The organism is Curtobacterium sp. MMLR14_006, from assembly GCF_001864985.1.
Classification (GTDB): Bacteria; Actinomycetota; Actinomycetes; order Actinomycetales; family Microbacteriaceae; genus Curtobacterium.
In genome coordinates this window covers 88,171-114,411 of sequence record NZ_MJGU01000023.1, presented here as the reverse complement: position 1 = coordinate 114,411, position 26,241 = coordinate 88,171, and the positions used below count along the sequence as shown (strand labels likewise).

Annotated in this window: 23 protein-coding genes and 1 tRNA gene; 7 read left to right on the top strand and 17 right to left on the bottom strand. The window is 71.6% G+C overall.

What is annotated here, in order from left to right:
* Window positions 1-7 precede the first annotated feature (7 nt).
* The gene (locus tag BIU94_RS12310; RefSeq protein ID WP_071260644.1) at window positions 8-1,195 is read left to right on the top strand and encodes an MFS transporter; all 1,188 of its coding nucleotides are present in this window, start codon (window positions 8-10) and stop codon (window positions 1,193-1,195) included.
* Window positions 1,196-1,362: 167 nt separating this feature from the next.
* On the opposite strand, the gene BIU94_RS12305 is transcribed toward BIU94_RS12310, so the two are convergent.
* The 3 genes from BIU94_RS12305 to BIU94_RS12295 all read right to left on the bottom strand — a co-directional run bounded on the left by BIU94_RS12305 (window position 1,363) and on the right by BIU94_RS12295 (window position 4,193).
* Window positions 1,363-1,452 (bottom strand) — tRNA-Ser (locus BIU94_RS12305).
* A gap of 465 nt (window positions 1,453-1,917) precedes the next feature.
* Entirely contained in the window at window positions 1,918-2,598 is a 681-nt protein-coding gene (locus BIU94_RS12300; RefSeq protein WP_071260642.1) for a GntR family transcriptional regulator, read from the bottom strand.
* 149 nt (window positions 2,599-2,747) lie between these two features.
* On the bottom strand, window positions 2,748-4,193 hold the full coding sequence (locus BIU94_RS12295; RefSeq protein ID WP_368086410.1) for an MFS transporter: 1,446 nt from the start codon (window positions 4,191-4,193) through the stop codon (window positions 2,748-2,750).
* A gap of 216 nt (window positions 4,194-4,409) precedes the next feature.
* Here BIU94_RS12295 and BIU94_RS12290 point away from each other — a divergent pair, with 216 nt between their 5' ends.
* Window positions 4,410-5,825 carry an AAA family ATPase gene (locus BIU94_RS12290; RefSeq protein ID WP_071260638.1) on the top strand — a complete coding sequence of 472 codons (1,416 nt, stop codon included), beginning with the start codon at window positions 4,410-4,412 and terminating at the stop codon, window positions 5,823-5,825.
* Window positions 5,818-7,818, top strand: coding sequence for a VWA domain-containing protein (locus BIU94_RS12285; RefSeq protein ID WP_071260636.1), 2,001 nt, complete (start codon window positions 5,818-5,820; stop codon window positions 7,816-7,818). The genes BIU94_RS12290 and BIU94_RS12285 overlap by 8 nt, the downstream gene beginning before the upstream one ends.
* 323 nt (window positions 7,819-8,141) lie before the next feature.
* Here the strand turns inward: BIU94_RS12285 and BIU94_RS12280 are convergent, their stop codons facing one another.
* Genes BIU94_RS12280 through BIU94_RS12270 form a run of 3 tightly spaced genes read right to left on the bottom strand, consistent with a single transcriptional unit; the run spans window position 8,142 to window position 10,192 of the window.
* Window positions 8,142-8,885, bottom strand: a complete 744-nt coding sequence (locus tag BIU94_RS12280) for an SCO1664 family protein (RefSeq protein ID WP_254784810.1) — start codon at window positions 8,883-8,885, stop codon at window positions 8,142-8,144.
* 11 nt (window positions 8,886-8,896) lie between these two features.
* Window positions 8,897-9,424: a DUF3090 domain-containing protein gene (locus BIU94_RS12275; RefSeq protein WP_071260632.1), complete on the bottom strand. Its 528-nt coding sequence runs from the start codon at window positions 9,422-9,424 to the stop codon at window positions 8,897-8,899.
* A gap of 33 nt (window positions 9,425-9,457) precedes the next feature.
* Complete coding sequence (locus BIU94_RS12270; protein WP_071260630.1) at window positions 9,458-10,192, bottom strand: MSMEG_4193 family putative phosphomutase; 735 nt, start codon at window positions 10,190-10,192, stop codon at window positions 9,458-9,460.
* Window positions 10,193-10,244: 52 nt separating this feature from the next.
* Here BIU94_RS12270 and BIU94_RS12265 point away from each other — a divergent pair, with 52 nt between their 5' ends.
* Together BIU94_RS12265 and BIU94_RS12260 are read left to right on the top strand one after the other, a co-directional pair.
* Window positions 10,245-11,399, top strand: coding sequence for an AI-2E family transporter (locus tag BIU94_RS12265; RefSeq protein WP_071260627.1), 1,155 nt, complete (start codon window positions 10,245-10,247; stop codon window positions 11,397-11,399).
* Window positions 11,400-11,476: 77 nt separating this feature from the next.
* Entirely contained in the window at window positions 11,477-11,905 is a 429-nt protein-coding gene (locus tag BIU94_RS12260) for a BLUF domain-containing protein (protein WP_083404800.1), read from the top strand.
* 23 nt (window positions 11,906-11,928) lie between these two features.
* Here the strand turns inward: BIU94_RS12260 and BIU94_RS12255 are convergent, their stop codons facing one another.
* From BIU94_RS12255 to BIU94_RS12235, 5 genes are all read right to left on the bottom strand, one after another.
* Window positions 11,929-12,600 (bottom strand): ScbR family autoregulator-binding transcription factor, encoded by a 672-nt coding sequence (locus BIU94_RS12255; RefSeq protein WP_071260625.1) that lies wholly within the window; start codon window positions 12,598-12,600, stop codon window positions 11,929-11,931.
* A gap of 94 nt (window positions 12,601-12,694) precedes the next feature.
* Window positions 12,695-13,165 carry a BLUF domain-containing protein gene (locus tag BIU94_RS12250; RefSeq protein WP_083404798.1) on the bottom strand — a complete coding sequence of 157 codons (471 nt, stop codon included), beginning with the start codon at window positions 13,163-13,165 and terminating at the stop codon, window positions 12,695-12,697.
* Window positions 13,166-13,254: 89 nt separating this feature from the next.
* Window positions 13,255-14,628 (bottom strand): sugar ABC transporter substrate-binding protein, encoded by a 1,374-nt coding sequence (locus tag BIU94_RS12245; RefSeq protein WP_071260623.1) that lies wholly within the window; start codon window positions 14,626-14,628, stop codon window positions 13,255-13,257.
* A gap of 26 nt (window positions 14,629-14,654) precedes the next feature.
* The gene (locus BIU94_RS12240) at window positions 14,655-15,548 is read right to left on the bottom strand and encodes a carbohydrate ABC transporter permease (RefSeq protein ID WP_071261946.1); all 894 of its coding nucleotides are present in this window, start codon (window positions 15,546-15,548) and stop codon (window positions 14,655-14,657) included.
* A gap of 59 nt (window positions 15,549-15,607) precedes the next feature.
* Window positions 15,608-16,582 (bottom strand): carbohydrate ABC transporter permease, encoded by a 975-nt coding sequence (locus BIU94_RS12235; RefSeq protein WP_254784809.1) that lies wholly within the window; start codon window positions 16,580-16,582, stop codon window positions 15,608-15,610.
* A 198-nt stretch (window positions 16,583-16,780) separates the two neighbouring features.
* Here BIU94_RS12235 and BIU94_RS12230 point away from each other — a divergent pair, with 198 nt between their 5' ends.
* Window positions 16,781-18,016 carry a Gfo/Idh/MocA family protein gene (locus BIU94_RS12230; protein ID WP_139196409.1) on the top strand — a complete coding sequence of 412 codons (1,236 nt, stop codon included), beginning with the start codon at window positions 16,781-16,783 and terminating at the stop codon, window positions 18,014-18,016.
* A 77-nt stretch (window positions 18,017-18,093) separates the two neighbouring features.
* Window positions 18,094-19,107 (top strand): LacI family DNA-binding transcriptional regulator, encoded by a 1,014-nt coding sequence (locus BIU94_RS12225; RefSeq protein WP_254782992.1) that lies wholly within the window; start codon window positions 18,094-18,096, stop codon window positions 19,105-19,107.
* 353 nt (window positions 19,108-19,460) lie between these two features.
* On the opposite strand, the gene BIU94_RS12220 is transcribed toward BIU94_RS12225, so the two are convergent.
* Genes BIU94_RS12220 through melA form a run of 6 tightly spaced genes read right to left on the bottom strand, consistent with a single transcriptional unit; the run spans window position 19,461 to window position 26,223 of the window.
* On the bottom strand, window positions 19,461-20,462 hold the full coding sequence (locus BIU94_RS12220) for an N-acetylglucosamine kinase (RefSeq protein ID WP_217639507.1): 1,002 nt from the start codon (window positions 20,460-20,462) through the stop codon (window positions 19,461-19,463).
* Window positions 20,459-21,607, bottom strand: a complete 1,149-nt coding sequence (locus BIU94_RS12215; protein WP_071260616.1) for an SIS domain-containing protein — start codon at window positions 21,605-21,607, stop codon at window positions 20,459-20,461. Before BIU94_RS12215 ends, BIU94_RS12220 begins: the two co-directional genes overlap by 4 nt.
* A gap of 39 nt (window positions 21,608-21,646) precedes the next feature.
* Entirely contained in the window at window positions 21,647-22,549 is a 903-nt protein-coding gene (locus BIU94_RS12210) for a carbohydrate ABC transporter permease (RefSeq protein WP_083404796.1), read from the bottom strand.
* The gene (locus BIU94_RS12205) at window positions 22,549-23,508 is read right to left on the bottom strand and encodes a carbohydrate ABC transporter permease (protein WP_071260614.1); all 960 of its coding nucleotides are present in this window, start codon (window positions 23,506-23,508) and stop codon (window positions 22,549-22,551) included. The genes BIU94_RS12210 and BIU94_RS12205 overlap by 1 nt, the downstream gene beginning before the upstream one ends.
* Before the next feature lie 8 nt (window positions 23,509-23,516).
* The gene (locus BIU94_RS12200; RefSeq protein WP_071260612.1) at window positions 23,517-24,860 is read right to left on the bottom strand and encodes an ABC transporter substrate-binding protein; all 1,344 of its coding nucleotides are present in this window, start codon (window positions 24,858-24,860) and stop codon (window positions 23,517-23,519) included.
* Window positions 24,861-24,906: 46 nt separating this feature from the next.
* Window positions 24,907-26,223 (bottom strand): alpha-galactosidase, encoded by a 1,317-nt coding sequence (gene melA / locus BIU94_RS12195; RefSeq protein WP_071260609.1) that lies wholly within the window; start codon window positions 26,221-26,223, stop codon window positions 24,907-24,909.
* Between the last annotated feature and the right edge of the window lie 18 nt (window positions 26,224-26,241).

Below are 26,241 nucleotides of genomic sequence, written 5' to 3'. Positions count from 1 at the left end.
GACACCCATGCCCGCGGGACTCATCGCCCTCGCACTCGGCGGGTTCGGCATCGGACTGACCGAGTTCGTCATCACCGGCCTGCTGCCCGAGGTGGCGGCCGACTTCGGCGTCACCGAGACCACGGCAGGCTGGCTCGTCACCGGGTACGCCCTCGCGGTCGTCGTCGGGGCACTCGGCCTCACCGCCGCGACCACACGACTCCCCCGCAAGCCCGTCCTGGTCGGGCTGCTCGTGCTGTTCGTCGTCGGCAACACCCTGTCGGCGATCGCCCCGACCTACGGCGTGATGATGACCGGCCGCGTCGTCGCGGCCCTCTGCCACGGGGCCTTCTTCGGCATCGGCTCGGTCGTCGCGGCGAACATGGTCGAGCGGGCGAAGCGCGCCTCCGCCGTCGCCCTGATGTTCACGGGACTCACCGCGTCCAACGTGCTCGGCGTGCCGTTCGGCACCTTCCTCGGCCAGGCCGCGGGCTGGCGTGCGACGTTCTGGGCCATCGCAGCGATCGGCGTCGTCGCCCTGGTCGGCGTGCTCGTCCTCGTCCCCGCCGTCCGCACCACCGAGGTCCCGTCGCTCGCCCGCGAGCTCGGTGCCTTCCGCTCGGGGCAGGTCTGGCTGTCGCTCGGCATCACCGTGCTCGGCTACGGCGGCATGTTCGGCGCCTTCACCTACATCGCGTACACGCTGACCGCGGTGTCCGGGTTCCCGTCGTCGGCGGTGCCGTGGCTGCTCGTCGTGTTCGGCGTCGGCCTGTTCGCGGGGAACTTCGCAGGCGGCAGGCTCGCGTCCCGGTCGATCGACGGCACCCTGCTCGTCGTGCTCGTCGCCCTCACGGTGGTGCTCGCGGTGTTCGCCGCCGTGGCGGCCTCGCCCGTGCTCACCGTGATCGCCCTCGTGCTCATGGGAGCGTTCGGGTTCGCCACCGTGCCGGCCCTGCAGACCCGGGTGATGCAGTACGCCGACCATGCGCCGACCCTGGCGAGCGGGGCGAACATCGCGGCGTTCAACCTCGGCAACGCACTGGGGGCCTGGATCGGCGGCCTCACGATCGCGGCGGGACTCGGCTACACGTCGCCGATCTGGGCCGGTGCCGGGATCACGGCGGCCGCCGTGGTGCTGACCCTGGTCGCAGCAGCCGCGGCACGGCGCATCCGCCCGCGGGACGCCACGACGACGGGCAGCGTCGCGACGGTCTGACGACGCGGGCACAGCCTCGGGGCGCGACTCCTGCCGCGAGTGAGCAGAAGAAGTCGGGTACCGAGCGCGCACTCGACCGTTTCTGCTCACTCGATGCGCGAGAGCGCCGCGCCGCGCCCCGGGAACGACGAAACCCCGGTCCGATCGGACCGGGGTTTCGAGGAGCGCGGAGACGGAGGGATTTGAACCCTCGGTCCCCTCAAAGGGGACTCCACCTTAGCAGGGTGGTGCACTCGGCCGGACTATGCGACGTCTCCAAGCACTCTCACGAGCGCTGCGACCACCATACAGGAAGGACCGACCCCGGATCGACCCGGGCGACACCCCCGCGCGTGGCTCCCGCATCCCACCCGTGTCGACGGAGTCCCCCGGAATGGGGACATCCGGGGGTTGTCGCCACGTACCCCGGTGCTTACGATCGTCGAGACGCGGCGATCACGTTCCGGGGCTCGTCCCCTCTGTCGCGACACAGCACCCGACGTCGCTCCCCGATCACGGGCCCGGCGTGCCCGATCGTCCGGCACCCCGGGGAGCGACTCCCGGGGGCGCGGCCCACCACCGCGCCCCCACCTCCCGCTTCCGCCGACGACGGATGCGCCACCGCGACCGAGCGCGACGCCCCGGCCGGTCGTGCTGCCGCGGCCGAGCGCGACGTCCCGGCCGGTCGTGCTGCAGCGGCCGAACGTGCCACCCGGCCGACCGCCCCGCCGCCGACCGCCCGGTCAGCGCTGGACGGCCACCCGGAATCGGTCCGGCAGCGCGATGAGCGCTCCGGCCAGCTCGAGCAGCGCGGCCGCGCAGTCGTCGAGCGCGTCGCGTTCCGCGGCGTCGACGGCCCGCTCCAGGATGTCGAGCCGGCGTCGACGGTCGACCACCGCGTCGATCCCGTTCGCGAGCGCGACGTCGTCCGTCGAGAACATGTCGAGCAGGATGCGCTGTGACGCCACCCAGTCCGCGCTCACCGGCGCCCCGCGGCGGCGCAGGTACCAGGCGCCGAGTTCCACGAAGGCACCGGCCTCGGTCCAGCAGTCGCGGAGCACGAGCGGGTCGAAGCGGTCGGGGCACGCGACCCCGCCGGCGGGCGGCTCGGCGACCATCGCGCGGATGATCCGCATCCGCTCGGTCATCTGGTCGACGGACCAGTGCGTGATGACGACGCCGACGTACCGCTGCACCGACACGAGACGCAGGGTCTCGAGCGTGACGAGCGCCTCGCGCACGGGCGTGCGCGAGACCCGCATGTCCTGCGCGATGGCGTCGAGCTTGAGCCGTTGGCCGCGTCGGTAGACACCGCGCAGCACGCAGTCGAGCAGCCGCAGGAAGACCGCGTCGCGGAGCAGACTCCGCCGCAGACCGTGCGGATCGAGGTCGCCGAGGGCGCTGCGCCGGGCTGGGTTCTCCATCACGCCAGGCTCACGCACGCTCAGGACCGCCGAGGGGTGCACGCCGACCGCGGTGGATGGGAGGCGCCGGGATCGCGCTGTGGAGGAGTGCCATGCCAGCACGCTGGCAGGCCGCGCCCCAGCGCGCTAAACACTCCGGATACAGAATGTCAGTCGCGGTCCGACTTCGTCAGCACCGACAGTGGCTGGGTGACGTCCTCCAGCCCCTTCCTCGCGGCGTCCACCCCGAACACGAGCGCCACGACCCCACCGGCGATCATCACGGCCGAGCCGAGCAGGTACCCCCAGAACAGCGGCTCGCGGGACGACCCGTCGCCGATGAGCGCACCGTAGATGAGCGGCGCGACGGCACCGAAGATCTGCGCGAGCGCGAAGAAGTACGAGATGGCCTGCGACCGGAGCTCGAGCGGGAAGATCTCGCTGACGGTCAGGTACGCGCTCGACGCCCCGGCCGAGGCGAAGAAGAACGACACGCACCAGAAGACGACCTGCACGCCGGCACTGATCGCGTCGGCCTGGAACAGGAACGCGGACGTCGCGAGCACGAGACCGGAGACCAGGTACGTCGAGAAGATCATCTGCCGACGGCCCCAGGTGTCGAAGAACCGGCCGAGGATGATCGGGCCGAGCAGGTTGCCGATCGCGAACGGGAAGAAGTAGACCGAGGTCTCGGCGGTCTTCAGCCCGAAGAAGTTGGTGAGCACGAGCGCGTAGGTGAAGAAGATCGCGTTGTACAGGAACGCCTGCGTGATCATCATCGTCGCGCCGACCAGGGTCCGCGTCGGGTACTGCCGGAACAGCACCTTCACGATGGTGCGGAACTTCACGTTGTCCATCGGTGTGACGGTCATCGCCTTCGAGTCGTCGACGTCGGGCAGGCGGTGCCCGGTGGACTTCTCGACCGACGCCTCGATCTGGGTGACCGTCGCCTCGGCCTCCTGCTCGCGGCCGTGCGTCATCAGCCAGCGGGGGCTCTCCGGGATGTGCCGGCGCAGGAAGATGATCGCGATGCCGAGCACCGGGCCGAGGAAGAAGCCGATGCGCCAGCCGATGTTCTCAGCGAAGTTCGCGGTGTCGAGCAGGTAGATGTTCGCGAAGGCGCCGAGCGCCGCGCCGCCCCAGTACGTCCCGTTGATGGCGATGTCGACGTGGCCGCGGTACTTCGACGGGATGAGCTCGTCGATGGCGGAGTTGATCGCCGCGTACTCGCCACCGATGCCGAGCCCGGCGACGAACCGGAACGCCGCGAGGAACCAGAAGTCCTGCGCGAACCCGGCGATGCCCGAGCCGATCAGGTAGATGGCCAGCGTGAGGATGAACAGCTTCCGTCGACCGAGGCGGTCGGACATGCGCCCGAACACGATCGCACCGACGACCTGTCCGACCAGGTAGATCGTGCCGAGCGAGGTGACCTGCTGCGTCGAGAGGTCGAGGTCCGCCTGGAACCCGGCGTTCGAGACGATCTGGATCTCGAGGCCGTCCAGGATCCAGGACACCCCGAGGCCCACGACCACGCTCCAGTGGAACCGTGTCCACGGCAGGCGGTCCATCCGAGCGGGTACCAGGCTCTTGATCGTCGTGTTCGTGCTGCTCACGAATGGGGAACGTACGCCCGGATCGACGAGATGGTTCGGATCCGGTAGTGGAACGGTCCGGTTCACCCGGTCCGGGGCACGGAGCCGGATCCCCCTACTCGAATCCGGCTCCGTCACCGGGGTCTCAATCATTGCAAGTGCTATGGAAACTCACAAGCGGACGGACGGGAGGCCCGTGGCGGCGCCGCCACGGGCCTCCCGTCCGTCTTGTGGTCCATGTCGCCGGCGCGGCGTAGCGTCGTCGACGTGACCCGACCTGACATCCGAACGGTCGGCGAGCTCCGCACCTCTGGTCACGTCCAGAAGACGGTCCGCGCCGAGATCCGCGACAACCTGCTCACCGCCCTGCGCCAGGGCGCTGATCCGTGGCCCGGCCTGCACGGCTTCGAGACCACCGTCATCCCCCAGCTCGAACGCGCCCTGATCGCCGGCCACGACGTCGTCCTGCTCGGCGAGCGCGGCCAGGGCAAGACCCGCCTGCTCCGCACCCTGCAGGGCCTGCTCGACGAGTGGACGCCGGTCATCACCGGCTCCGAGCTCGGCGAGCACCCGTACGAACCGATCACCACGGCGAGCACCCGACGCGCCGAGGAGCTCGGCGACGCCCTGCCGATCAGCTGGCGGCACCGTGACGACCGCTACGTCGAGAAGCTCGCGACGCCGGACACGAGCGTGGCCGACCTGATCGGCGACGTCGACCCGATGAAGGTCGCCGAGGGCCGCAGCCTGGGCGACCCGGAGACCATCCACTTCGGGCTGGTCCCCCGTGGGCACCGTGGCATCGTCGCGATCAACGAGCTGCCCGACCTGGCCGAACGCATCCAGGTCGCGATGCTCAACGTGATGGAGGAACGCGACGTCCAGATCCGCGGCTACGTGCTGCGGCTGCCGCTCGACGTGCTCGTCGTGGCGAGCGCGAACCCCGAGGACTACACGAACCGCGGCCGGATCATCACGCCGCTGAAGGACCGCTTCGGCGCCGAGATCCGCACGCACTACCCGATCGAGCTCGAGGACGAGATCGCGGTCATCCGACAAGAGGCGCAGCTGACGGCCGAGGTGCCGGACGCCCTGGTCGAGATCCTCGCCCGCTTCACCCGGGCTCTGCGCGCCTCGAGCGCCGTCGACCAGCGCAGCGGTGTGAGCGCCCGCTTCGCGATCGCGGGTGCCGAGACGGTGTCCGCCGCTGCGGTGCACCGGGCCGCACGCCAGGGCGAGGACGAGGCCGTCGCCCGGCCGATCGACCTCGAGACCGCCGTGGACGTCCTCGGCGGCAAGATCGAGTTCGAGAACGGGGAAGAGGACCGGGCCGACGAGGTCCTCGAGCACCTGCTCCGCACCGCGACCGCCGAGACCGTGCGCTCCCGCTTCCGGGGCCTGGACTTCGCAGTGCTCGTGGACGCGCTCGACGGCGGCACGATGGTGACCACGGGCGAGCAGGTCAGCGCCCGGGCGTTCCTCGAAGGACTCCCGTCGATCGGCGAGTCCGACCTGTACGACCAGGTGTGCGACCGCCTGGGCGCCACGAACGACGGCGAGCGGGCCGGTGCGATCGAGCTCGCGCTCGAGGGGCTCTTCCTGGCCCGACGCATCAGCAAGGAGTCCGGCGGGGGCGAAGCCGTCTATGGCTAGGCAGAACCGGCGGCTGACCCGGGACACCCGGTACGGGCGCTACACCGACGGACCGGACCCGCTCGCGGCGCCGGTCGACCTCGCCGAAGCGCTCGACGCCATCGGGCAGGACGTGATGGGCGGCACGTCGCCCGAGCGGGCGATGCGGGAGTTCCTGCGTCGCGGCGGCCGGTCGCAGCGCGGCCTCGACGACCTGGCCCGCCGGGTGGCCGAGCGCCGCCGCGAGCTGACCGCGAAGAACAACCTCGACGGCACCCTGCAGCAGGTGCGCGAACTCCTCGACCAGGCGCTGCTCGCCGAGCGCGGGGAACTCGCCCGGAACGTCGACCTCGACGACGGCGACCGCGCCCTCGCCGAGCTGCAGCTCGACAGCCTGTCGCCCTCCCCCGCCGCCGCGGTGCAGGAGCTCGGCGACTACGACTGGACGAGCCCGACCGCACGCCAGAAGTACGACGAGATCAAGGACCTGCTCGGCCGCGAGGTGCTCGACCAGCGCTTCGCCGGCATGAAGCAGGCGCTCGAGGGTGCCACCGACGAGGACCGCGCGGCGATCAGCGCGATGATGCAGGACCTCAACGCCCTGCTCGAGGCGCACGCCCGCGGCGAGGACACCCAGCAGCAGTTCGACGAGTTCATGGCGCAGCACGGGGAGTACTTCCCGTCGGACCCGGCGAACGTCGACGAACTGCTCGACGACCTCGCGGCCCGCGCGGCGGCGGCGCAGCGGATGCGCAACTCGATGACGCAGGAGCAGCGCGACGAACTCGACGCGCTCGCCCAGCAGGCGTTCGGCTCCCCCGACCTGATGGGGCAGTTGTCCCAGCTCGACGGTGCCCTGCGCGCCCTGCGACCCGGCGAGGACTGGGGCGGGTCGGAGCAGATGGACGGGCAGCAGGGCCTCGGGCTCGGCGACGGCACCGGGGTGTTCCAGGACATCGCGGACCTCGACGCCCTCGCCGACCAGCTCGCGCAGTCCGGCCCCGGTTCGGAACTCGACGACCTCGACCTCGACGCGCTGTCCCGGCAGCTCGGCGCCGAGGCGGCGGTCGACGCGAAGACCCTGCAGCGGCTCGAGCAGGCGCTCCGGAACTCCGGGGCGATGCGCCGCGGTGCCGACGGGCAGCTCCGGCTCACCCCGAAGGCCATGCGGCAGCTCGGCAAGAGCCTGCTCAAGGACGTCGCCCAGCGGATGTCCGGTCGCCAGGGCGCGCGGGACCTCCGCCGCTCGGGTGCCGCCGGCGAACCCTCGGGGGCGTCACGGCAGTGGGCCTTCGGCGACACCGAGCCGTGGGACATCCCCCGGACGATCACGAACGCCGTGACGAGGACGGCCGCCTCCGGCCGACAGGGCCCCGGCGTCCGGTTGACGATCGACGACGTCGAGGTGCAGGAGACCGAGGCCCGCACCCAGGCGTGCGTCGCCCTGCTCGTCGACACGTCGTTCTCGATGGCGATGGAGGACCGCTGGGTCCCGATGAAGCGCACCGCCCTGGCGCTGCACACCCTGGTGTCGACCCGGTTCCGCGGCGACGACCTGGAGCTCATCGCCTTCGGTCGCGAGGCCGAGGTGATGGACGTCGAGCAGCTCGTCGGGCTCGACGCGATGTGGGACAAGGGCACGAACCTGCACCACGCCCTGCTGCTCGCCAACCGGCACTTCCGGAAGCACCCCGCGGCCCAGCCGGTGCTCCTCATCGTCACCGACGGCGAGCCGACGTCGCACCTCGAGCCGAACGGCCAGGTCTGGTTCGACTACCCGCCGGACCCGGTGACGATCGCGCTGACCGTGCGCGAACTCGAGAACTCCGGACGGCTCGGCGCGCAGACGACGTTCTTCCGGCTCGGCGACGACCCGGGGCTCGCCCGGTTCATCGACGCCATGGCGAAGCGCGTCGACGGCACGGTGGTGGCGCCCGAGAACGACGACCTCGGCGTGGCCGTCGTCGACTCGTACCTCGGGTCCCGACGGGGCGGGATGCCGCTGTTCGACTGATCGCAGGGATCGGGTGACCGGGGGCTGTTGCGCACCGCGCGTCGGTCGTACACTGACGCCACACAGTTGCCCCGGACCCCGGCGACCGTGGCCGTCTTCCCGCCCCGACCCGGTCGGAGTGGGGAAGCGGTCGGTCGAGGGGACCTGATCCGCCCTCGGCTGGTCGACACCCACGGTGTCCCGCTGAGCAACGGCGCTCGTGGGCGCTGCCGTGGGGCACTCGCACCCGTCCAGCACGGGGAGCGGGGCGGGTCGGTGGGCCCGGACCCGACGGAACCCACCGACCCGAACCCGGGCGCCCGCACGGCGTCAGGCGGAGCGCGTCAGAACAGCGGCCAGGGCACGGCCGGACCGTGGCCCGGGGGCGGCGGGAACACGCCCACCGCGCGGAGAGCCGCGCACCGGGCGCGCACGGTGTCGACCTCGACCGGGGTGAGGTGCTCGTGCAGCACGTCCCCGAGGTCCCCCCGCAGCGCCTCGGACACCCGGTCCAGGCCCTCGAGCTCGTCCGGTCCGAGCGGCTCGCCGATCCACCCCCACAGCACGGTGCGGAGCTTGTGCTCGACGTGGAACGTCAGGCCGTGGTCGACACCGAACCGGTGCCCGTCCGGCATCGCCAGGACGTGCCCGCCCTTGCGGTCGGCGTTGTTGACGACCACGTCGAAGACGGCCATCCGACGCAGGGCCTCGGAGTCCTCGTGCACCAGGGTGACGGGACGGTCGTGCTCGTCGATCGCCTCGAGCACCGGCAGCCACGGCGAGCCGTCGGCCTCGGCGGCGTCCGGGTCGACCAGGTCGACGGCGTCCTGCTCGGGGTCGACGTGCTGCCACCGCTGCACCATGCCCGGGCCGTAGGGGCCGTCGCCCAGCCACGTCGGCGGCACGATGCCCCAGCCGAACGCCTCGGACACCAGGTGCGCCGCGACCTCGCGGCCGGCGAGCGTGCCGTCCGGGAAGTCCCACAGCGGCCGCTCCCCCTGGATCGGCTTGTACACGACGGCCTCGCCGTCCAGGTCCGCCAGGAAGGTCGCGTTCGACGCCTCACGGATGCGGGCCGTGATGGTCATCGACCCGTCGCTCATGCGGTGCCGGGCGGACGGCCGGCGGCGACGACCTCGCGCGTGCGCTCCACGAACGCGCGTGCGGTGCCGACCGGGATCTTCACCTGGAAGAGCTCGGCGGGTTCCGGGATCTCGACGACGGCCTCGATCTCGGTGCCGTCCTCGCTCTCCTCGGAGACGATCTCGACCTCGTCGTCGATGGGGTAGGCCTCGATGACCACCTGGGCGGTCGCGGGGTCGAAGCCCAGGCTCAGCGCACCGGCACGGAACTCCGGCTCGACCGGCTGGTCGAGCGGGGCGGGGTCGCGGAGCTCGTCGGGGACGGTCGGGGGCACGCTGAACCGGTTGCCCTCGACCGTCGCGACCTCGTCGAGCAGCTCGTCGATCTTGTCGGCGAGCACGGCGGTCTGCTCCTTCTCGAGCGCGACGCTCGTCACCCGGCGGCCGGAGCGCGCCTGGATGTAGAACGCGCGCTCGCCCGGGCGCCCGATGGTGCCGACGACGAGACGGTCCGGCCAGTCGAAGCCGTGGACGATGGTTGGCATACCCGCATTGTAGGAGCGCGTGCCGACGGCCGTTCAGGCTCCGGCGGGACCCGGCGCCGTCGTCGTCGTGCCGGGGGCGGCCTGGTGGCCCGCGCCGCCGCCGACCGCGGCGTCCCCGCCCGGTGCCGGCGCGGATGCGAGCCAGCCGAGGTCGCCGGACTCGGTGTTCGTGGCCACCACCTCGGGGCGGTGTTCGCCGTAGCGCACGATGGACACCGAGGCCGGTCCGACGCCGATGCGCTGGAACAGGTCGAGGTGCATGCCGAACGCGTCGGCGAGCACCGACTTGATGATGTCGCCGTGGCTCACCGCGACCCACACCGCTCCGGGGCCGTGCTCGGCCTCGACCGCGGCGTCGATGCGGCGGATCGCGGCGACGGCGCGCGACTGCATGGTCTGCATGGACTCGCCGCCGGGGAACACGACCGCACTCGGGTTCGCCTGCACCGTCCGCCAGAGCGGCTCCTTCGACAGGTCGGCGAGGGTCCGCCCCTGCCAGTCGCCGTAGTCCGCCTCGGTGATGGCCCGCTCGACGCTCGACGCCGGGTCGCCCGGCTGCCGGTCGAGGATCACGCGGGCGGTCTGCCGGCAGCGCTCCAGGGGGCTCGTGACCACCGCGACGACGGGCACGGCGGCGATGCGCTCGGCGGTCCGCTCGGCCTGGGTCCGCCCGACGGCGTCGAGGCGCACGCCGGCGGTGCGGCCGGCGAGGACCCCGGAGGCGTTCGCGGTGGTGCGTCCGTGACGGACGAGGAGGACGGTCGCCATGTCCCCGATCCTAGGCGGGCGCAGCGGGCCGTCCGTCGGTAGCGTCTCGGGTATGCCGCTCTTCCGCGACGCCCCGCGTCCGCCCGCCCCGACCACGCCCTCGAAGGTCCAGGCGACCTGGTCCGACTCGATGGGTCGCCTCGCGATGCGCGCCCTGCAGGTGATCATCGTCGTGGTGCTGCTGGCCGGTGTGGTCTACGCCGGCGGTGTGCTGAGCGTCGTGACGATCCCGGTCCTGCTCGCGCTCATCATCGCCTCGGCCATGCACCCCGTGGTCTCGTGGCTCCGCAGGCACCGCGTGCCGTCCGTCCTGGCGACGCTCGCGGTGCTCGTCGGCGTGCTCGCCGTGCTCGGGCTGGTCGGCTGGTTGATCGTCGTCGCGGTCGAGAACCAGTGGTCGCAGCTGCAGGACTCCGCGGTGGACGGCTTCGGCAAGCTGCAGGACTTCGCGAAGACCCTGCCGATCTCGATCTCCGAGTCACAGATCGACGACGCGGTCGGCGGCGTCACCGACTTCGTGACGAGCGCGCAGTTCGGCTCGGGTGCGATCGCCGGGGCATCGGCGACCGCGAACTTCCTGACCGGGCTCGTCCTGATGATCGTCGTGCTGTTCTTCTTCCTCAAGGACGGCCCGAGCATCTGGGAGTTCCTGCTCCGTCCCTTCACCGGAGAGCGCTACGCCCGTGCCCGTCGGGTCGGCGACCGCGTCGTCTCGACCCTCGGCGGGTACGTCCGCGGCACCGCCACGGTCGCCGCGGTCGACGCGATCGGCATCGGCGTCAGCATCGCGATCGTCGGGGTGCCGCTCGCGCTCCCCCTGGCCGTCGTCGTCTTCATCACCGCGTTCATCCCGATCGTCGGTGCCACGGCGGCCGGCATCCTCGCCGCACTCGTCGCCCTCGTCGCGCTCGGCCCGGTCCAGGCGCTCATCGTCGTCGCGATCGTCATCGCGGTGAACCAGCTCGAGGGCAACCTGCTCCAGCCGGTGCTCATGGGCCGCACGCTCAAGCTGCACGGCCTGGTCATCCTCATCGGCCTGACCGCGGGCACCGTGCTCGCCGGCATCACCGGCGCGATCATCTCGGTGCCGCTGCTCGCCGCGGCGTGGGGCGCGATCCTGGTCTGGGACGGCCCGGACACCCCCGCCCGCCCCTGGCGGAAGAAGCGCGACGAGTCGATCACCGCGCACGAGCGGCCCGCCGACTGAACGACCGCGCAGGACGCGGTGGGACGCTCTCCGGACATCGGTTCGCACCCGCGGCCCGACCACGTGAAGATGGAGCAGTGCTCGTCTCCATCGTCTACATGAGTCGCGCCGTCGTGCCCTTCGACGACGGTGAGCTGGCGACCCTGCTCGACGAAGCACGGCTGCGCAACCACGCGCTCGGGGTGTCCGGGCTGCTGCTCGCCAAGGGCGGCCGGTTCATGCAGTTGCTCGAGGGACCGGCGTGGAGCGTCGACGACCGCTTCTCCGTGATCGCCCGCGACCCGCGGCACGGCGAGGTGAAGTCGCTCGTGCGCGAGGACATCGAGCAGCGCCGCTTCGACGGCTGGTCGATGGCGTACCGGGCGCTCGACGACGCCGACGTCCGCGAGGAGGCCGGCTTCAGCCCGTTCCTGTCCGGCACGACGGACTTCCCGCCGTCGTTCGACCGCACGAGCGCCGCGTGGCTGCTCAAGTGGTTCCGGGACCGCGAGCTGCACGACCTCTGACCGACGGGCCGCGCACCGGCCGGTCAGGACCCGTCGAACGGGTCCGGCACGACACCGAACGGGTCTGCAACGACACCGAACGGGTCTGCAACGACACCGAACAGGTCCGCAACGACACCGAGCAGCCGCTCGCGGTGCGCCGCGTCCGCCGTCGCCGCGAGCACCACCCGCCACATGGTCGCGACGGCCGGGAACAGGTCCGCCCGCCCGGTCCGCACGTCGGACACGAGCTGGACGCCGGTGAAGAACGGCACGACGGTCGAACCGAGCTCCTCGGCGGTCAGGTCCGTCCGCAGCTCGCCGCTCGCGATCGCCAGCCGGAACACGTCGACGATGCCGGCGATCCACTGCTCGTAGAAGCTGACGGTCGCGGCGCGGAACTCACCGCGCTCGAGCGACATGCGGATGCCGGCGCGGACGACCGGGTCGGTGCGGAGCAGGGTGGCGATGCCGTGCGAGGCCCGCACGAGCGCCGCGGTCGGCGACGGGTCCGCGTGGCTGACCACGTCGAAGGTCCGGACGTTCTGCTCGTCGATCACCCCGAGCGCGAGCGCGAGCTTGGTCGGGAAGTGGAAGTGCAGGGCGCCCTGGGAGACGCCCGCCCCGCGGGCGATCCCCGCGATCGTCGCGCCGGCGAAGCCGACGCGGTCGAACTCCTCCGCCGCGGCCGTCAGGATCTGCGCACGTCGTTCCACGTGACCAGTCTCCCGGACGGGAGGCCCGTGGCGGCGCCGCCACGGGCCTCCCGTCCAGGGGGCGTGACGACCGCCGCCCGGGTGGCCGGACCCGTCAGGCGGCGTGCCGGCCGAGCGTGATCCGCTCCTCCGGCAGGTCCTGCAGGTCGCGACCACGGAACCAGCGGAGCAGCCAGTCCGCGGGCGCACCGGCGAGTCCGGCGGGCAGTCCGCTGCGTTCGGTGAGGAAGGTGCTGAAGCCGGGCTCGTCGCGGACCTCGGTGTCCGAGGGGTTGCCGAACGCCATCGACCACCCGTCGAAGCGCCGGGTGTCGATCTCCTCGCGGGACAGCGACTTCACGTCGTGGTGGCGCGGGTCGCGCTCGATCGCGGCGAAGCGGTCCTCGACGCTCCAGCTCGGGCCCTCGAGCACCTGCATGAAGCGGCCGCCCTTCGCGAGCAACAGGCCGGAGACGCCGAGGGCCTCGTTGCGCAGCCGGGCCTCGCGGAGCATGGCGACCAGCTGCTCGTCGGTCATCTCGTCGACGGCGACGGACATGTACACGAGTGAGGTGAGGGAAGTCATCCCCGCCAGTCTGTGTCGCACCCCACGGCGCGGTCAACGCTCGTCCGCACACCGCACCGGGCGACGCGGTGTGCGGACGACGCGACCGGTCAGGTGAGCGCGAGGAGGGTGTTCACCTGCTCGTTGACGCCGGTCAGCGTCGAGACCGGCGCACCGTTGGCGTACACGTCGTCGAACGCCGGCTGGAACAGGGCCTGCACGTCGGCGGGGTTGCGGGTGACGGGGAACAGGAAGGTGGTGTCCTCCTCGACCTGCCGGGTGAACGCCGACACGTCGAGGCCGCGCTCCCGGAACGACGCCACGGCGGCCGCGGTGCCGGCGGGACGCGCCGGGAACACGATGCCGCGCTCCCCCACGATGCGCTGGGCTTCGTCGCTGCCGAGGAACGCGACCCAGGCCGCCGCCGCCTCGGGGTCCTTCGCCTGCTTCGTGATCGAGTCGCCGAGGCCGTTGAACATGGACGCGCGGCGCCCCGAAGGACCGACCGGGGTCGGCGCCACCGCGACGTCGAGGCCCTCGGTGCCGAGGTACGAGCCGATCATCCACGACCCGTTGAACGACAGCGCGCACTTGCCGGCCGCGAGCTGCACCTCCGGGCCGGTCGTGGTCGAGAAGACGCCGTACTTCGCCATGTAGCCCTTGTCAGCCAGGCCGTAGTACCAGGCGAGGGTGTCCTGCACGACGCGGTCGTCGAACCGGAACCGGTCGCCCCAGGGGTTCTCGTTCGTGTACGCCCAGTCGGTGGACCCGGTGAACGGCGACCAGGTCGACTGGCCGAAACCGTCGCCACCCGACCCGTTCGACGACAACCCGTAGACCGCGACGTGGTCCTTGTCGAAGCCCGGTTCGTCGCCGCGCCGTCCCTTCGTGTCGACGGTCAGGTGCGCGATCATCCGCTCGAACGTCCCGCCGTCGTCCGGGTTCCACTCGAGCGCCCCGAGTTCCTCGGCCGAGACCCCGGCCGCCGCCATCGCCCGGCGGTCGTAGAACATCGCGATGGTGTCCCAGTCCTTCGGGGAGCCGTAGCGGTGGCCGTCCCGGCCCTTCCACAGCTCGGCGAGGCCGGACTGGTAGTCGGCGTCGCGGATGCCCTTCGTCGCGTCGAGCTCGTCGAGCCGGTACAGCACGTCGAGGTCGGCGTACTGCGGGAACTTCGTCAGGTGGTCGGTGAAGACGTCGGGGGCGGTGCCGGCGATGAAGCCCGCGGTGAGCTTCGTCCAGTAGTCGTTCCAGCCGAGCTGCGTGATCCGCACGGTGATGTCCGGGTTCGCGCGGTGGAAGGCGTCGGCGACGGCCTGGTAGGCGGGCTGCTGGTTCGCGTCCCAGAGCCAGTAGCTCACGGTCCGTGCGCCCGAGCGGCCAGTCCGGACGCGGCCGGGCGACGAGCAGGCGGCGAGCGCGCCGAGCGCGAGGGCGGAGGCGCCGCCGGCCAGGAGCGTGCGGCGGGTCAGGTGGTTCGTCATGGTGTGGGTCCTGTCCGAGCGCCGGGTCACTTGATCCCGGAGAAGCCGATGGAGTTGACGATCCGCTTGGCGAAGACGCCGAACAGCACGATCATCGGGAGCGCCGCCACGAGGGTCGCGGCCATGAGCCCGGCCCAGTCGGTGCCGGACTGCGGGCTCTGCGACTTGAAGACGCCGAGCGCGACGGTCAGCACCCGCGAGCTGTCGGTGTACGAGACCATGAGCGGCCAGAAGTAGTCGTTCCAGCTCGTGATGTACGTCAGGACCGCGAGGGTCGCGATCGGGGCCGACGCCATCGGGATGACGAGCCGGAAGAACACGCGGACCTTGCCGGCGCCGTCGATGAGCGCGGCCTCCTCGACCTCCTTCGAGATGCCGAGGAAGAACTGGCGCAGGAAGAACACCGCGAATGGCGTCATGAACATCGTCGGCAGGGCGATGCCGAGCAGGTTGTCGACGAGCCCGAGCTGCTTGATGAGCGTGAAGTTCGGCAGCAGCGTGAAGATCGCGGGGACCATCAGCCCGGCCAGGAACACCCCGAACACGCGGTCGCGGCCGGGCCAGCGCAGCCGGGCGAAGGCGTACGCGGCCGCTGCCGAGAAGAACACCTGGCCGACCGTGACGAGCGTCGACACGACGATCGAGTTGAGCAGGTACCGCCAGAAGTCGAGCGCGGCGCCGGAGCCGCCCTGCGCCAGGGCCTCCTCCGTGGACTGCAGGCCGAGGACGCGTTCGAAGCCGCCCAGGCTGAACCCGACCGGCAGCAGCGAGGTGGGGTCGGCGTTGATCGCGGTGTTCGACGACAGGGCGGTGCGCAGGATCCAGTAGAACGGGAACAGGGTGACGACGATGACGAGGACCATCGCGGCCCAGGCGACGACGCGGCCGACGGAGGGGCGGCGACGGTGTCCGGCGCCCATCCGCGGCGGGCGGGACGTGGTGACGGAGCGGGTGAGTGTCGTGGTCATGGCGCTTCCGTTCAGTCCAGGTCCGACTCACCCGAGCGGGTGAGGCGGTACTGCACGATCGTGATGATGCTGAGGACGATGAGGAGCGCGACCGAGACCGCGGACGCGTAGCCGAACTGGAACCGGCCGAACGCCAGGTTGTAGATGTAGTTCTGCACGACGTTCGTGGCGTTCGCGGGGCCGCCCTGCGTGGTGACGGCGACGGTGTCGAACACCTGGAACGAACCGATGACGGTGATGATCAGCACCAGGGACAGGATCGGGCGGAGCAGCGGCACCGTGATGCGCCAGAACATCTTCCACTCGCTCGCCCCGTCGATGCGGCCGGCTTCGTACACGGTCTCGGGCAGCGACTGCAGCCCCGCGAAGACGAGCAGCGCCGTGTAGCCGACGTGCCGCCAGACGTTGATGAGCGCGATCGAGGGGATGCCCCAGACGTCGCTCTGCAGGAACGGGATGCGGTCGAGGCCGAGTGCCGCGAGCAGCTCGTTGCCGATGCCGAGCTGGGTGTCGAGGATCCAGAGCCACACGAGCGCCGCGACGACGTTCGACACCAGGTACGGCGCGAGCACGATGCCGCGCACGAAGGTCGACTTCGTCAACCGGTGCATCATCACGGCGATGAACAGCGCGACGACGGTCTGGATGACGATGTTGACGAGGACGTACTCGACGGTCACCACCATCGAGTGCCAGAAGATCGAGTCCTGCACCAGCCGTTCGTAGTTCTGCAGACCGGTGAACTCGGGTTCGGTGAGCAGGTTGTACGAGGTGAAGCTCAGCCAGATGCCCCGCACGGTCGGCCAGGCGAGGAACACCGCGAACCCGACGGCGGCCGGGGCGATGAACACGAGCGCGAGCCACAGGTCGTTCCTGGGCCGGCGCGGTCGGGACGTGGTTCGTGCACGGGCGGGGTCGGCGGGGCGACTCCTCCGCCTCGTGCTGGCGGTCGTCAGGGGTGACGACACGGGGCTCTCGGTTGCCATCGCGACTCCTTCGTCTGCGGTGGACTGGCGTGCAGCAGTCCGTGAGCCGGGAATCTACACGTGGGGACCACCCGTGACAAGAGTCGGCTTTCCCAGCGCCCAACGGGGTTGTCACGTGTAGACAGCGCGTGTCAGGATGGCTGCGATCTGCACCGGAGCGCTCCGCTCGGCGATGCATCCCCCACCTTGGAAAGGTCACTGATGATCTCTGTCGGTATGGTCGGCGCGGGCCAGTTCGCGCCCCAGTTCGCCAAGCTGTTCAAGCTCCACCCCGACGTCGACCGCGTGTACGTCACGGACCTCGTCGACGAGCGCGCCGCCGAACTCGTCGAGGCGCAGCACCTCGACGGCACGTTCCCCGACTTCGACGCCGTGCTCGCCTCGGACGTCGACGCCGTCGCGATCTTCACCCAGCGGTGGACGCACGGCCCGCTGGTGGTCCGGGCCCTGCGCGCCGGCAAGCACGTGTACTCCGCGGTGCCGATGGCGATCTCGGTCGACGAGATCCGCGACATCATCGAGGCCGTCCGCGAGACCGGTCTGACCTACATGATGGGTGAGACGAGCTACTACAACCCCGCCACCGTGTTCGCCCGCAAGCAGGCCGCCGCCGGTGCGTTCGGCCGGGTCTTCTACGCCGAGGGCGACTACGTGCACGACATGGACCTCGGCTTCTACGCCGCGTACCAGTACAGCGGCGGCGAGGACTGGAAGCGCACCGCCAGCTACCCGCCCATGCTCTACCCGACGCACTCGGTCGGCGGCGTGCTCGGTGCGATCCCCGGGCACGCGGTCAGCGTCAGCTGCATCGGCGTCCGCGACGACCGCGGCGACGGCGTCTTCGACAAGGACGTCAGCCAGTTCGACAACGACTTCTCGAACGCCACCGCCCTGTTCGAGCTCGACAACGGCGGCGTCATGCGGATCAACGAGATGCGCCGCGTCGGCTACCCGTCGCACATCCGCGAGTCCCGCTTCCGCTACTTCGGCACCGAGGCGAGCTTCGAGCAGCTCGCGAAGGTCAGCGTCTGGCAGGACAAGGAGGACTCGCACGACATCAGCGACCAGATCGACACCCAGGCGACGATGGACCTCGACGACCCGCGCCTGGCCGACGTCGACCCGTCCCTGCGCGACGCGTTCGTCTCCGGCTACGCCCAGGTGCACGACACCGACCGGCTGCCGGCCGAGTACGACGGCGTGCCGACCGGGCACGAGGGCAGCCACCAGTTCCTCGCCGACGACTTCGTCCGCGCGGTGGTCGACCGGACCCTGCCGCCGGTGAACGCCTGGACCGCCGCGCGCTTCACCCTGCCCGGCATCATCGCCCACCAGTCGGCGCTGCAGGGCGGCGCACGCCTCGAGGTCCCCGACTTCGGCGACGCCCCCGCACCGGCGGAGGCCGCCGCGTCGACTACGATCGCGTCCGAGTAACAGGTGTCGTCGGGTGCCGGTCCGTCCGCGGACCGGCACCCGACGGCGCTCCCCCGGACCCGACGAAGGTGGCTGCCGTGACCGTCCCGACGACCCCGCGGGCGGTCACCCGCGCCGACGTCGCCCGCTACGCCGGCGTCAGCACCTCGGTCGTCAGCTACGTCGTGCACGACGGTCCCCGGCCCGTCGCGGCCGCCACCGCCGCGCGGGTGCGCGAGGCGATCCGTGTCCTCGGCTACCGGCCGAACGCCAGTGCGCAGGCCCTGCGCACCGGGTCGTCGAAGATGCTCGGGCTGATCGTGCCGGAACTCGACAACCCGTTCTGGTCCGAGCTCGCCGTCGAGGTCACGCACGCCGCCGCAGCCCGCGGCTACGACGTCCTGCTCGCCAACAGCGACGGCGACGCCGTCCAGGAACGCGAGCGCCTCCGCAGCCTGTCCGCCCGCCAGGTCGACGGCATCATCGTCACGAGCATCATGACCCGGCCGGACCTGTCCACCATGACGGACCCGGGCATCCCGATGGTCCTGCTCAACACCTTCTTCGAGGTCCCCGACCACCCGAGCATCGGCGTCGACGCCCTGCGCGGCGCCTACGACGGCACCCGGCACCTGGTCGAGCACGGCTACCCCTCCATCGGCCTCGTCATGGGCCACACCGGCTCGATGGAGCTGCGCGAGCAGGGCTGGATGCGCGCGCTCCGGGACGCCGGACTGCCGGACGGTCCGATCGTCCGCTGCGACTTCACCCGCAGCGGCGGCCACACCGCCGGCCTGCGGATGTTCGACACCCCGAACCGCCCCCGCGCCGTCTTCGTCAGCTCGGACATGCAGGCGGTCGGCGTGCTCCGCGCCCTGCACGAACTCGGGCTCTCCGCCCCCGACGACGTCGCGGTCGTGTCCTTCGACGGCGTCGCCGAGGCCGACTGGACGATCCCCCAGCTCACCGTCGTGCGGCAACCCACGGGGACGATGGCCGCCGCTGCGGTCGACCGCGTGCTCGGCCTCGGCCCGGACGACCAGTGGCACCGCGACCTCGTGCCCGCCGAGCTCGTCCTCGGCGCGAGCTGCGGGTGCGACGTGCGTCGCTGACGCTGGCGCCGGGCGGAGGCGGCGGCGGGCGGACCCCGGGTCCTGTCGCGAAAGCGACAGGTCCACGCGAACAGCCGGCGTGCATGTGTCGCTTTCGCGCGGGCGCGCGGGGTGGGCGCGCGGGCGCCCCTCCAGCCCCGCCCGCGCTGCCCGGGTGCCGCGAGAGCGACACACCTCGCGGCCGGCCCGGGGTCCCTGTCGCGAAAGCGACAGGTCCACGCGAACAGTCGGCGTGCATGTGTCGCTTTCGCGCGGGCGCGCGCGGCGTGGGCGCGCGGGGCGGGCGCGCGGGGTGGGCGACCAGGCCGACGGACGGGAGGCCCGTGGCGGCGTCGCCACGGGCCTCCCGTCCGTCAGCCGGTCACGTCGACGACCGCCGCCGGCTCCGCCGTGTCCCAGGTCTCGGGTACGGGCTCGCCGGCGCGACGCACGGCGTAGACGACGGCACCGAGGTCGGGCGGCAGCACCGACTCGACGAGCGTGAACCGCCGACCGGTGTCGGCACCGCGCTCGGCGGCCAGGCGGGCGGCGAAGCGGCTGCGGAAGCCGGCGTCCGAGAAGACGCCGCCCGACGACGACACGGCCGTCGGACGACCGTCGCCGTCGTCCCCGATGCGGTGCGCGACGACGCGGACCTGCTGCACGAGCTCCTCGACGGCGTCGTCGAGGATGCTGGCGGCCACCGGGTCGCCCGCACCGGCAGCGGCTGTCACGACACGGGAGAGCGCCGCGACCTCGGTGCGGCCGGCCTGCCAGTCGTGCATGACCAGGCCGACGAGGTCGAGGTCGGCGGCGATGCCGGTCCGCTCGCGGAGCAGGTCGTACAGCGCCGACCGCGGCAGGCGCCCGTCGGCCATCCGGCTGAAGGCGTTCAGGCCGCGGCGCGCGATCCAGTGCGCCGACCCCTCGTCGCCGATGAGTTCGCTCCACCCACCGACCCGGTGTGTGCGGGAACCTCGCTCGCCGTACGCCATCGAGCCGGTGCCGGCGATGACGTTGATGCCGTCGTGGCCGCCGAGCGACCCCGCCCAGCCGGCGAGCATGTCGTTGCCGACCGTGTACCGGCGGTGGCCGAGGACCGGCTCCGGGATCGCGTCGAGCAGCACGTCGGCACCCGCGGACTCGCCGTGGCCCGGCAGACCGAGGAACGCGTGCGTGACGTCGTCGGCGGAGCGCCCCGCCGCGGCGAGCACGGCCCGCGTCCCGCTTCCGACGACGTCCGCCACCGCGGCGACGCCGACGTCGAGCCACGAGCACGCCGGTCCGCGCCAGCGCGCCAGCACCCGGCCGTCGCCGCCGGCCAGGACGACGGCGGTCTTCGTGCCGCCGCCGTCCAGGCCCAGGAACAGCGTCATGCCCGTCCCCGTGCGGGGTCGACCGCCTCGAGCGGGTGGATGGTGACCCCGCGGACGACGCGGTTCACCGTGCCGTCCGGGAACGGGTTGTCCGGCGTGCAGCCGAGCCGCACCGAGGCGTGCAGCGCGAGCAGCTGCGCGACGGCGACGAAGCCGACCGCGCGCAGTCCGTCGTCGAGCCCCTCGGCCTCGGGGAACACGAGGTCGAGGTCGGTCGCCGTCCCGTGCTCGTCGGCACCGACGACGACGACCTGGTCCGGCCGGTCGGCACGGATCTCGCGGACGATGTCGTCGTCGTACCGGCGCACCCGCGGGTCCGCGGAGCGGAGCACCACGACGACCGTCTCGTCGTCGAGGACCGCCTTCGGTCCGTGCCGGAAGCCGAGCGGGGTGTCGTGGAACGCCGCGATGGTGCCGGCGGTCAGCTCGAGGGTCTTCAGCGCGCACTCCTCGGCGAGTCCGGCGAGCGCGCCGCCGCCGAGGAACACGATGCGTCGGGGCGACCGGTCGAGGATCCGGTCCAGGCCGTCCTCGGCGGCGAGCGCGCGCTCCCCCGTCGCGACGACGCGGTCGAGTTCCGCGGCGTCCGACGGCACGAACGCCAGGAGCGCGGCGAGCAGCATGCTCGAGAAGCTCGACGTCATCGCGAAGCCGGTGTCGTTCGTCTGCGGGGGCATCGTGAGGACGAAGGAGTCCTCGCGGTCCCGGTGGCCGACGGCCAGCGCGCCGGTCGGGTCGCACGTGACGACCAGGTGGTGGGCGCTCGGTGCGATCGCGTCGACGAGCTCCGTGGCGGCGGCGCTCTCCGGGCTGTTGCCCGACCGGGCGAACGAGACGAGCAGGACCGGGACGTCCTCGGCGAGCACGGTGCGCGGGTCGGCGACGATGTCGGTGCTCGACACCGCGTCGAAGCGGCGGTGCAGACGCCCCCGCAGGGACTCGGCGACGATCCGGCCGACGAAGGCCGAGGTGCCGGCGCCGGTCAGGACGACACGGGTGCGCGGGTCGCGCAGTGCCCGCTCGAGGAAGGCGTCGAGCGGGCCGCGCGCCTGGTCGAGGAGCACGGCGAGGTCGCGCCATGCGCGGGGCTGCTGGTGGATCTCGCCGAGGGTGGCGCTGGACGGGGTGGTGACGTCGGTGGTCACGGGGTTCCTTTCCGGGGTGCGACGGGACGGGGGCGGGCGTCAGCCCTTGAGGCCCGCCGACGCCATCGTCGCGACGAACTGCTTCTGGGCGACCAGGAACAGGAGGATGAGCGGGAGCGTGGCGACCACGTTCCCCGCCATGAGCAACGACCAGTCCGTGCGACGGACGCCCTGGAAGTTGGTCAGGCCGAGCTGGAGCGTGAAGGCGTGGTCGTTGTTGATCGCGACGAGCGGCCAGACCAGGTCGTTCCACGACCCGAGCAGCGTGAAGATCGCGAGCGTCGCCAGGGCGGGGCGTGCGAGCGGCAGGACGATCCGGAAGAACACCTGCAGCCGGTTGCAGCCGTCGATCATGCCGGCTTCCTCGAGCTCCGCCGGCAGCGACAGGAAGAACTGGCGCATGAGGAAGATGCCGAACGCGGACGCGAGCCACGGGACGATCGCGGCGCCGAGGTGGTCGACGAGGTGCAGCCGGGCGAACATGACGTACGTCGGGATCATGAGCAGCTGCGACGGGATCATGATCGTCGCGAGGATCGCGAGGAACCCGAACGTGCGACCGGGGAACCGCAGTCGCGCGAAGCCGTAGCCCGCGAGCGAGCAGAGCACCAGGTGCGACGCGATGGCCGACGCCGACACGATGACCGTGTTGAGCAGCCAGTGCAGGATGTCCGACTCGGCGAACAGGCGCGAGTAGCCGCCGAGGGTGAACTGCGTCGGGATGAACGACGGCGGGAACTTGTTGATCTCCGACGCCGGTTCGATCGAGGTGAGGAACATCTCGACGAACGGCAGCAGGAAGAGCACCGACACCGGCAGCAGGAGCAGGTGCCACGGGCTGAACGGCCAGCGGCGTCGACGGCGACCGGTCGTGCTCGGGCGGGCGGCGACGACGGCGTCCCGCCGCAGCGGGGTGTCGAGGACCCGGGTCTCGGTGGACATCAGAGCGAGCTCCTTCCCGCGCGCCGCTGCGCGAGCGTGACGACGACGGTGGCGACGAGGGTGACGAAGAACATCCCGTAGGCGATGGCCGAGCCGTACCCGAACTGCAGGTTCTGGAACGCGGTCTTCCACAGGAAGTAGACGATGGTCTGCGTGGCGTCGAGCGGGCCGCCGCGGGTGGTGGCGTAGACGAGGTCGAAGAGCTGGATCGCCTGCAGGGTCTGGTAGATCGCGACGAACGCGGTCACCGGGCCGAGGTGCGGCCAGACCACGCGCCAGAAGGTCTGCCACGCGTTCGCGCCGTCGATCCGGGCGGCCTCGATGACGTCACCGGGGACGTCCTGCAGGGCCGCCAGGTAGATCACCGTGGTGAACGCGGCCTGCCCCCACAGCGACATGATGACGATGACGAGCATCGCCTCGCTGCGGTCCTCCAACCAGCCCTGCTGGGGCAGGTGCAGGACCCGGAGCACGTTGTTCACGATGCCGAACTGCGGGCTGAACAGGTAGGTGGTGAGGATGCCGGTCGCCGCGGCCGACGCGACGAACGGCACGAAGATCGCGGTGCGGTACAGCCCGATGAACCGGATCCGGCGGTTGAGCGCGACGGCGAGCGCGAGCCCGAGCAGCAGTGAGGCCGGCACGAACAGCACCGTGTAGAGCACGGTGTGCAGCACCGCGGCGCGGACGCCGTCGTCGGTGACGAGGTCGGCGTAGTTCTGGCCGCCGATGAACGTCGCCGGGCTGAAGCCGTCCCAGCTCTGGAAGGACAGGAGGAGCGCCCAGGCGCCGGGGAACAGGGTGAGCCCGAGGACGATGACGAGCGCCGGGGCGACGAAGCCCCAGCCCGCCAGGCCCTCGCGGACGGCGCCGGCGGAGCGACGACGACGTCGTCGGCCGGAGCCGGGGCCGTCCGGCTGCTCCGTGTGCTCGGCGGGGCGGAGTGCGAAGGTGGTCATGGGTGCTCCTAGCCTTGGCGGAGTGCCTTGTCGGCGGCGTCGCTCGCCTGCCGGAGTGCGGTCTTCGGGTCACCGTCGCCCTGCAGCACGTGCGCGACCGCGTTGCCGAACGCCTCGGAGAGGCCGTTGTAGCCGGGCACGGTCGGACGGGTCTGCTTCGCGTTGGCGGAGTTCTCCTGCATGACGTCGAGGCCGGGGAGCGCCTTCGCCTGCTGCAGGAAGGCCTCGCTGGTCGCCTCGCTCGAACGCAGCGGCAGGTTGCCGACGGCGACGTTGAAGCGCTCGTCCTGCTCCTTCGCGGTCAACCACTTCACGAAGTCCGTGGCCCAGTACGCGCGGTTGACGTCCTTGTTGTCGAACAGCGTCCACAGGTCGGGGCCGGACACCGTCTGGTGGTCCCCGTCGGTCCCCGGCAGCTGGACGACCCCGTACGAGGTCCCCGCGGTCTTCAGCGCGGACAGCTCCCACGGGCCCGAGGTGATCATGCCGATGCGGTCGCTCTCGAAGAGCTGCGCGAACTTCGTGTCGGTCTGGTCGAGGTAGACGCTCCGGTCGTCGACCGCCATGTCGCGGAGGAACGAGAGCGCGTCCACGCCGGCGGCCGAGTCGAACGCCGCCTGCTTGCCGTCCTCGCTGAGGATCGCCCCGCCGTTCTGCCAGAGGTGCGGCCACATCTGCCAGGTGGTCTCCTCGCTGCCGGACACCGAGTAGCCGTACCCGAAGGTGTTGCTGTCCTTCTCGGTGAGCTGCTTCGCGGCCTTGCGGAAGTCCTCCCACGTCCAGTCGGCGGTCGGGTACGCGACACCGGCTCGGTCGAAGACGGTCGTGTTGTAGAGCAGCGAGATGTTGTCGACGACCGCGGGGAACCCGATCACCTTGCCGCCCGTGGGCTGGGCGGTGTTCCGTGCGGCCTGGGTGAACTCGTCCCAGGCGACGTCCGGCTCCTCGATGGTGTCGCGGAGGTCGAGCGTGCGGTCCGAGCGTTCGAGCTGGCTCGCCCACGACCCGAACGTGTACGAGATGTCCGGGGAGTCGTTCCCGGCGAAGGACGCCGCGAGCTTCTGCAGCAGTTCGTCCGTCGAGGACGCACCCGGCGACATGTCGATGGTCACGTTCGGGTGGTCGTCCTCGTACTCGTCGACGAGCGCCTGCAGGAGCTTCTCGGCCTGGTCGCTCTGCCCCGACCACATGGTCAGGTGCACGGGGGCCGAGGTGTCGAGCGTCGTCGCACCCTGCGTGGCGCACCCGGCGAGCGCCGAGCCGACCACCGCCAGGACGGCGGCCACCGCGGTCCAGCGCGCGCGGCGCCGACCGGCGCCGGTCGGGGTGGCGCGGGTTCCTCTTCGTGTCACTGCGGACTCCTTCGTCGTCGCGTGCGTCGGTCGGTCGGCGCCGTCGTCAGATCGCGGCCGGGTCGAGCTGCACCCGGAGGGGCTCAGGCAGCAGGTCGCCGTGGGCGGCCACCAGCTCGTTGCAGAGGTCCCAGATCTGCGCGGGCGTCAGCGTCGACGACGCGTTCGGGTCGACGAGGACGGCCTGGCGGAGCGCGAGCGGGTCGCCGTCGCGCGCGGCCTGGATCGTGAGCTCGTTGACCGAGACGTACGAGCGGTTGAGCGCTGCCGCCGCCGTGGGCAGCGCCCCCATCGGCTGCGGGGCGATGCCCGCGGCGCCGACGGTCGTCGGGACCTCGACGACGCAGCCGGCCGGCAGGTTGTCGATGAGTCCGTGGTTGACGACGTTGGCGTGGATCTCCCGCTCGGTGCCCGTGACCAGGGAGTGGATCACCTGGGGTGCGTACTCGGCGGCGCCCTGCTCGAGCTCGAGCGGTTCGCCGTTCGCCAGGGCGCGCTCCGCCGCCTGGAACTCGGCGAGGTTCTCCTCCGAGATCCCGACGTACTCCAGCGGCTGCAGGCGGAAGCGGTCGATCTGCTCGGCGGAGCGCAGGAACCACGGCAGGTACTCCGACGAGTGCTCGCTCGTCTCGGTGGGGTACGCGCCGATGCGTCGGAAGATCTCGACGCGCACCCGGCGCTGCAGCTCGGGGTCCTGCCGGATCCGCTCGCGCAGGCGCGGGTAGAGGTCCTCGCCGTCGTGGGTCCAGTCGAGGAGCCATGCCTGGTGGTTGACGCCGGCGGCCCGGAACCGGGTGTCGTCGACGTGCAGGCCGACGAGCTCGGCGAGGTCGTTCGCCGTCCAGTAGACGCTGTGGCAGAGGCCGAGGGTCGTGATCTCGGGGGCGACGACGTTCGCCCACCAGACGTTCATCGCCATCGGGTTCGTGTAGTTCAGCAGGACCGCGCCCGGGGCGACGGCCCGCATGTCCTCGAGCAGGCCGGTCAGGAACGGGAACGTGCGCAGCGCGCGGAACACGCCGCCGACGCCGGTGGTGTCACCGATGGTCTGCTGCAGTCCGTGCCGCGCCGGGATCTCCAGATCGAGCCGTGTCGCGTCGACCCCACCGATCTGCACCATGTTGACGACGAAGTCGACGTCGGCGAGTGCGCGGCGGCGGTCGGTCGTCGCGGTCACCTGGATCGGTCGGCCGAACCGCTCGCTCACCTGGTGGGCGGTGCCCTCGGCGACGGCGAGCCGCCGTTCGTCCACGTCGTGGAGTCGGAGGTCGAGCGGGGGCAGGTCCTCGAAGCCGAGGAGGTCGGCGAGCAGCTGTCGGGTGAAGACGACACTGCCGGCACCGATGAACGCAACACGGGTCATGCTCAGGAATCATGGAGT

What these genes read in the sequence shown, in the direction of transcription:
- BIU94_RS12310 (WP_071260644.1), top strand. Translation starts at nt 8, where the DNA reads ATGCCCGCGGGACTCATCGCCCTCGCACTCGGCGGGTTCGGCATCGGA.
- BIU94_RS12300 (WP_071260642.1), bottom strand. Translation starts at nt 2,598, where the DNA reads ATGGAGAACCCAGCCCGGCGCAGCGCCCTCGGCGACCTCGATCCGCAC.
- BIU94_RS12290 (WP_071260638.1), top strand. Translation starts at nt 4,410, where the DNA reads ATGTCGCCGGCGCGGCGTAGCGTCGTCGACGTGACCCGACCTGACATC.
- BIU94_RS12285 (WP_071260636.1), top strand. Translation starts at nt 5,818, where the DNA reads ATGGCTAGGCAGAACCGGCGGCTGACCCGGGACACCCGGTACGGGCGC.
- BIU94_RS12280 (WP_254784810.1), bottom strand. Translation starts at nt 8,885, where the DNA reads ATGACCATCACGGCCCGCATCCGTGAGGCGTCGAACGCGACCTTCCTG.
- BIU94_RS12275 (WP_071260632.1), bottom strand. Translation starts at nt 9,424, where the DNA reads ATGCCAACCATCGTCCACGGCTTCGACTGGCCGGACCGTCTCGTCGTC.
- BIU94_RS12270 (WP_071260630.1), bottom strand. Translation starts at nt 10,192, where the DNA reads ATGGCGACCGTCCTCCTCGTCCGTCACGGACGCACCACCGCGAACGCC.
- BIU94_RS12265 (WP_071260627.1), top strand. Translation starts at nt 10,245, where the DNA reads ATGCCGCTCTTCCGCGACGCCCCGCGTCCGCCCGCCCCGACCACGCCC.
- BIU94_RS12250 (WP_083404798.1), bottom strand. Translation starts at nt 13,165, where the DNA reads ATGACTTCCCTCACCTCACTCGTGTACATGTCCGTCGCCGTCGACGAG.
- BIU94_RS12245 (WP_071260623.1), bottom strand. Translation starts at nt 14,628, where the DNA reads ATGACGAACCACCTGACCCGCCGCACGCTCCTGGCCGGCGGCGCCTCC.
- BIU94_RS12240 (WP_071261946.1), bottom strand. Translation starts at nt 15,548, where the DNA reads ATGGGCGCCGGACACCGTCGCCGCCCCTCCGTCGGCCGCGTCGTCGCC.
- BIU94_RS12235 (WP_254784809.1), bottom strand. Translation starts at nt 16,582, where the DNA reads ATGGCAACCGAGAGCCCCGTGTCGTCACCCCTGACGACCGCCAGCACG.
- BIU94_RS12220 (WP_217639507.1), bottom strand. Translation starts at nt 20,462, where the DNA reads ATGACGCTGTTCCTGGGCCTGGACGGCGGCGGCACGAAGACCGCCGTC.
- BIU94_RS12210 (WP_083404796.1), bottom strand. Translation starts at nt 22,549, where the DNA reads ATGTCCACCGAGACCCGGGTCCTCGACACCCCGCTGCGGCGGGACGCC.
- BIU94_RS12205 (WP_071260614.1), bottom strand. Translation starts at nt 23,508, where the DNA reads ATGACCACCTTCGCACTCCGCCCCGCCGAGCACACGGAGCAGCCGGAC.
- melA (WP_071260609.1), bottom strand. Translation starts at nt 26,223, where the DNA reads ATGACCCGTGTTGCGTTCATCGGTGCCGGCAGTGTCGTCTTCACCCGA.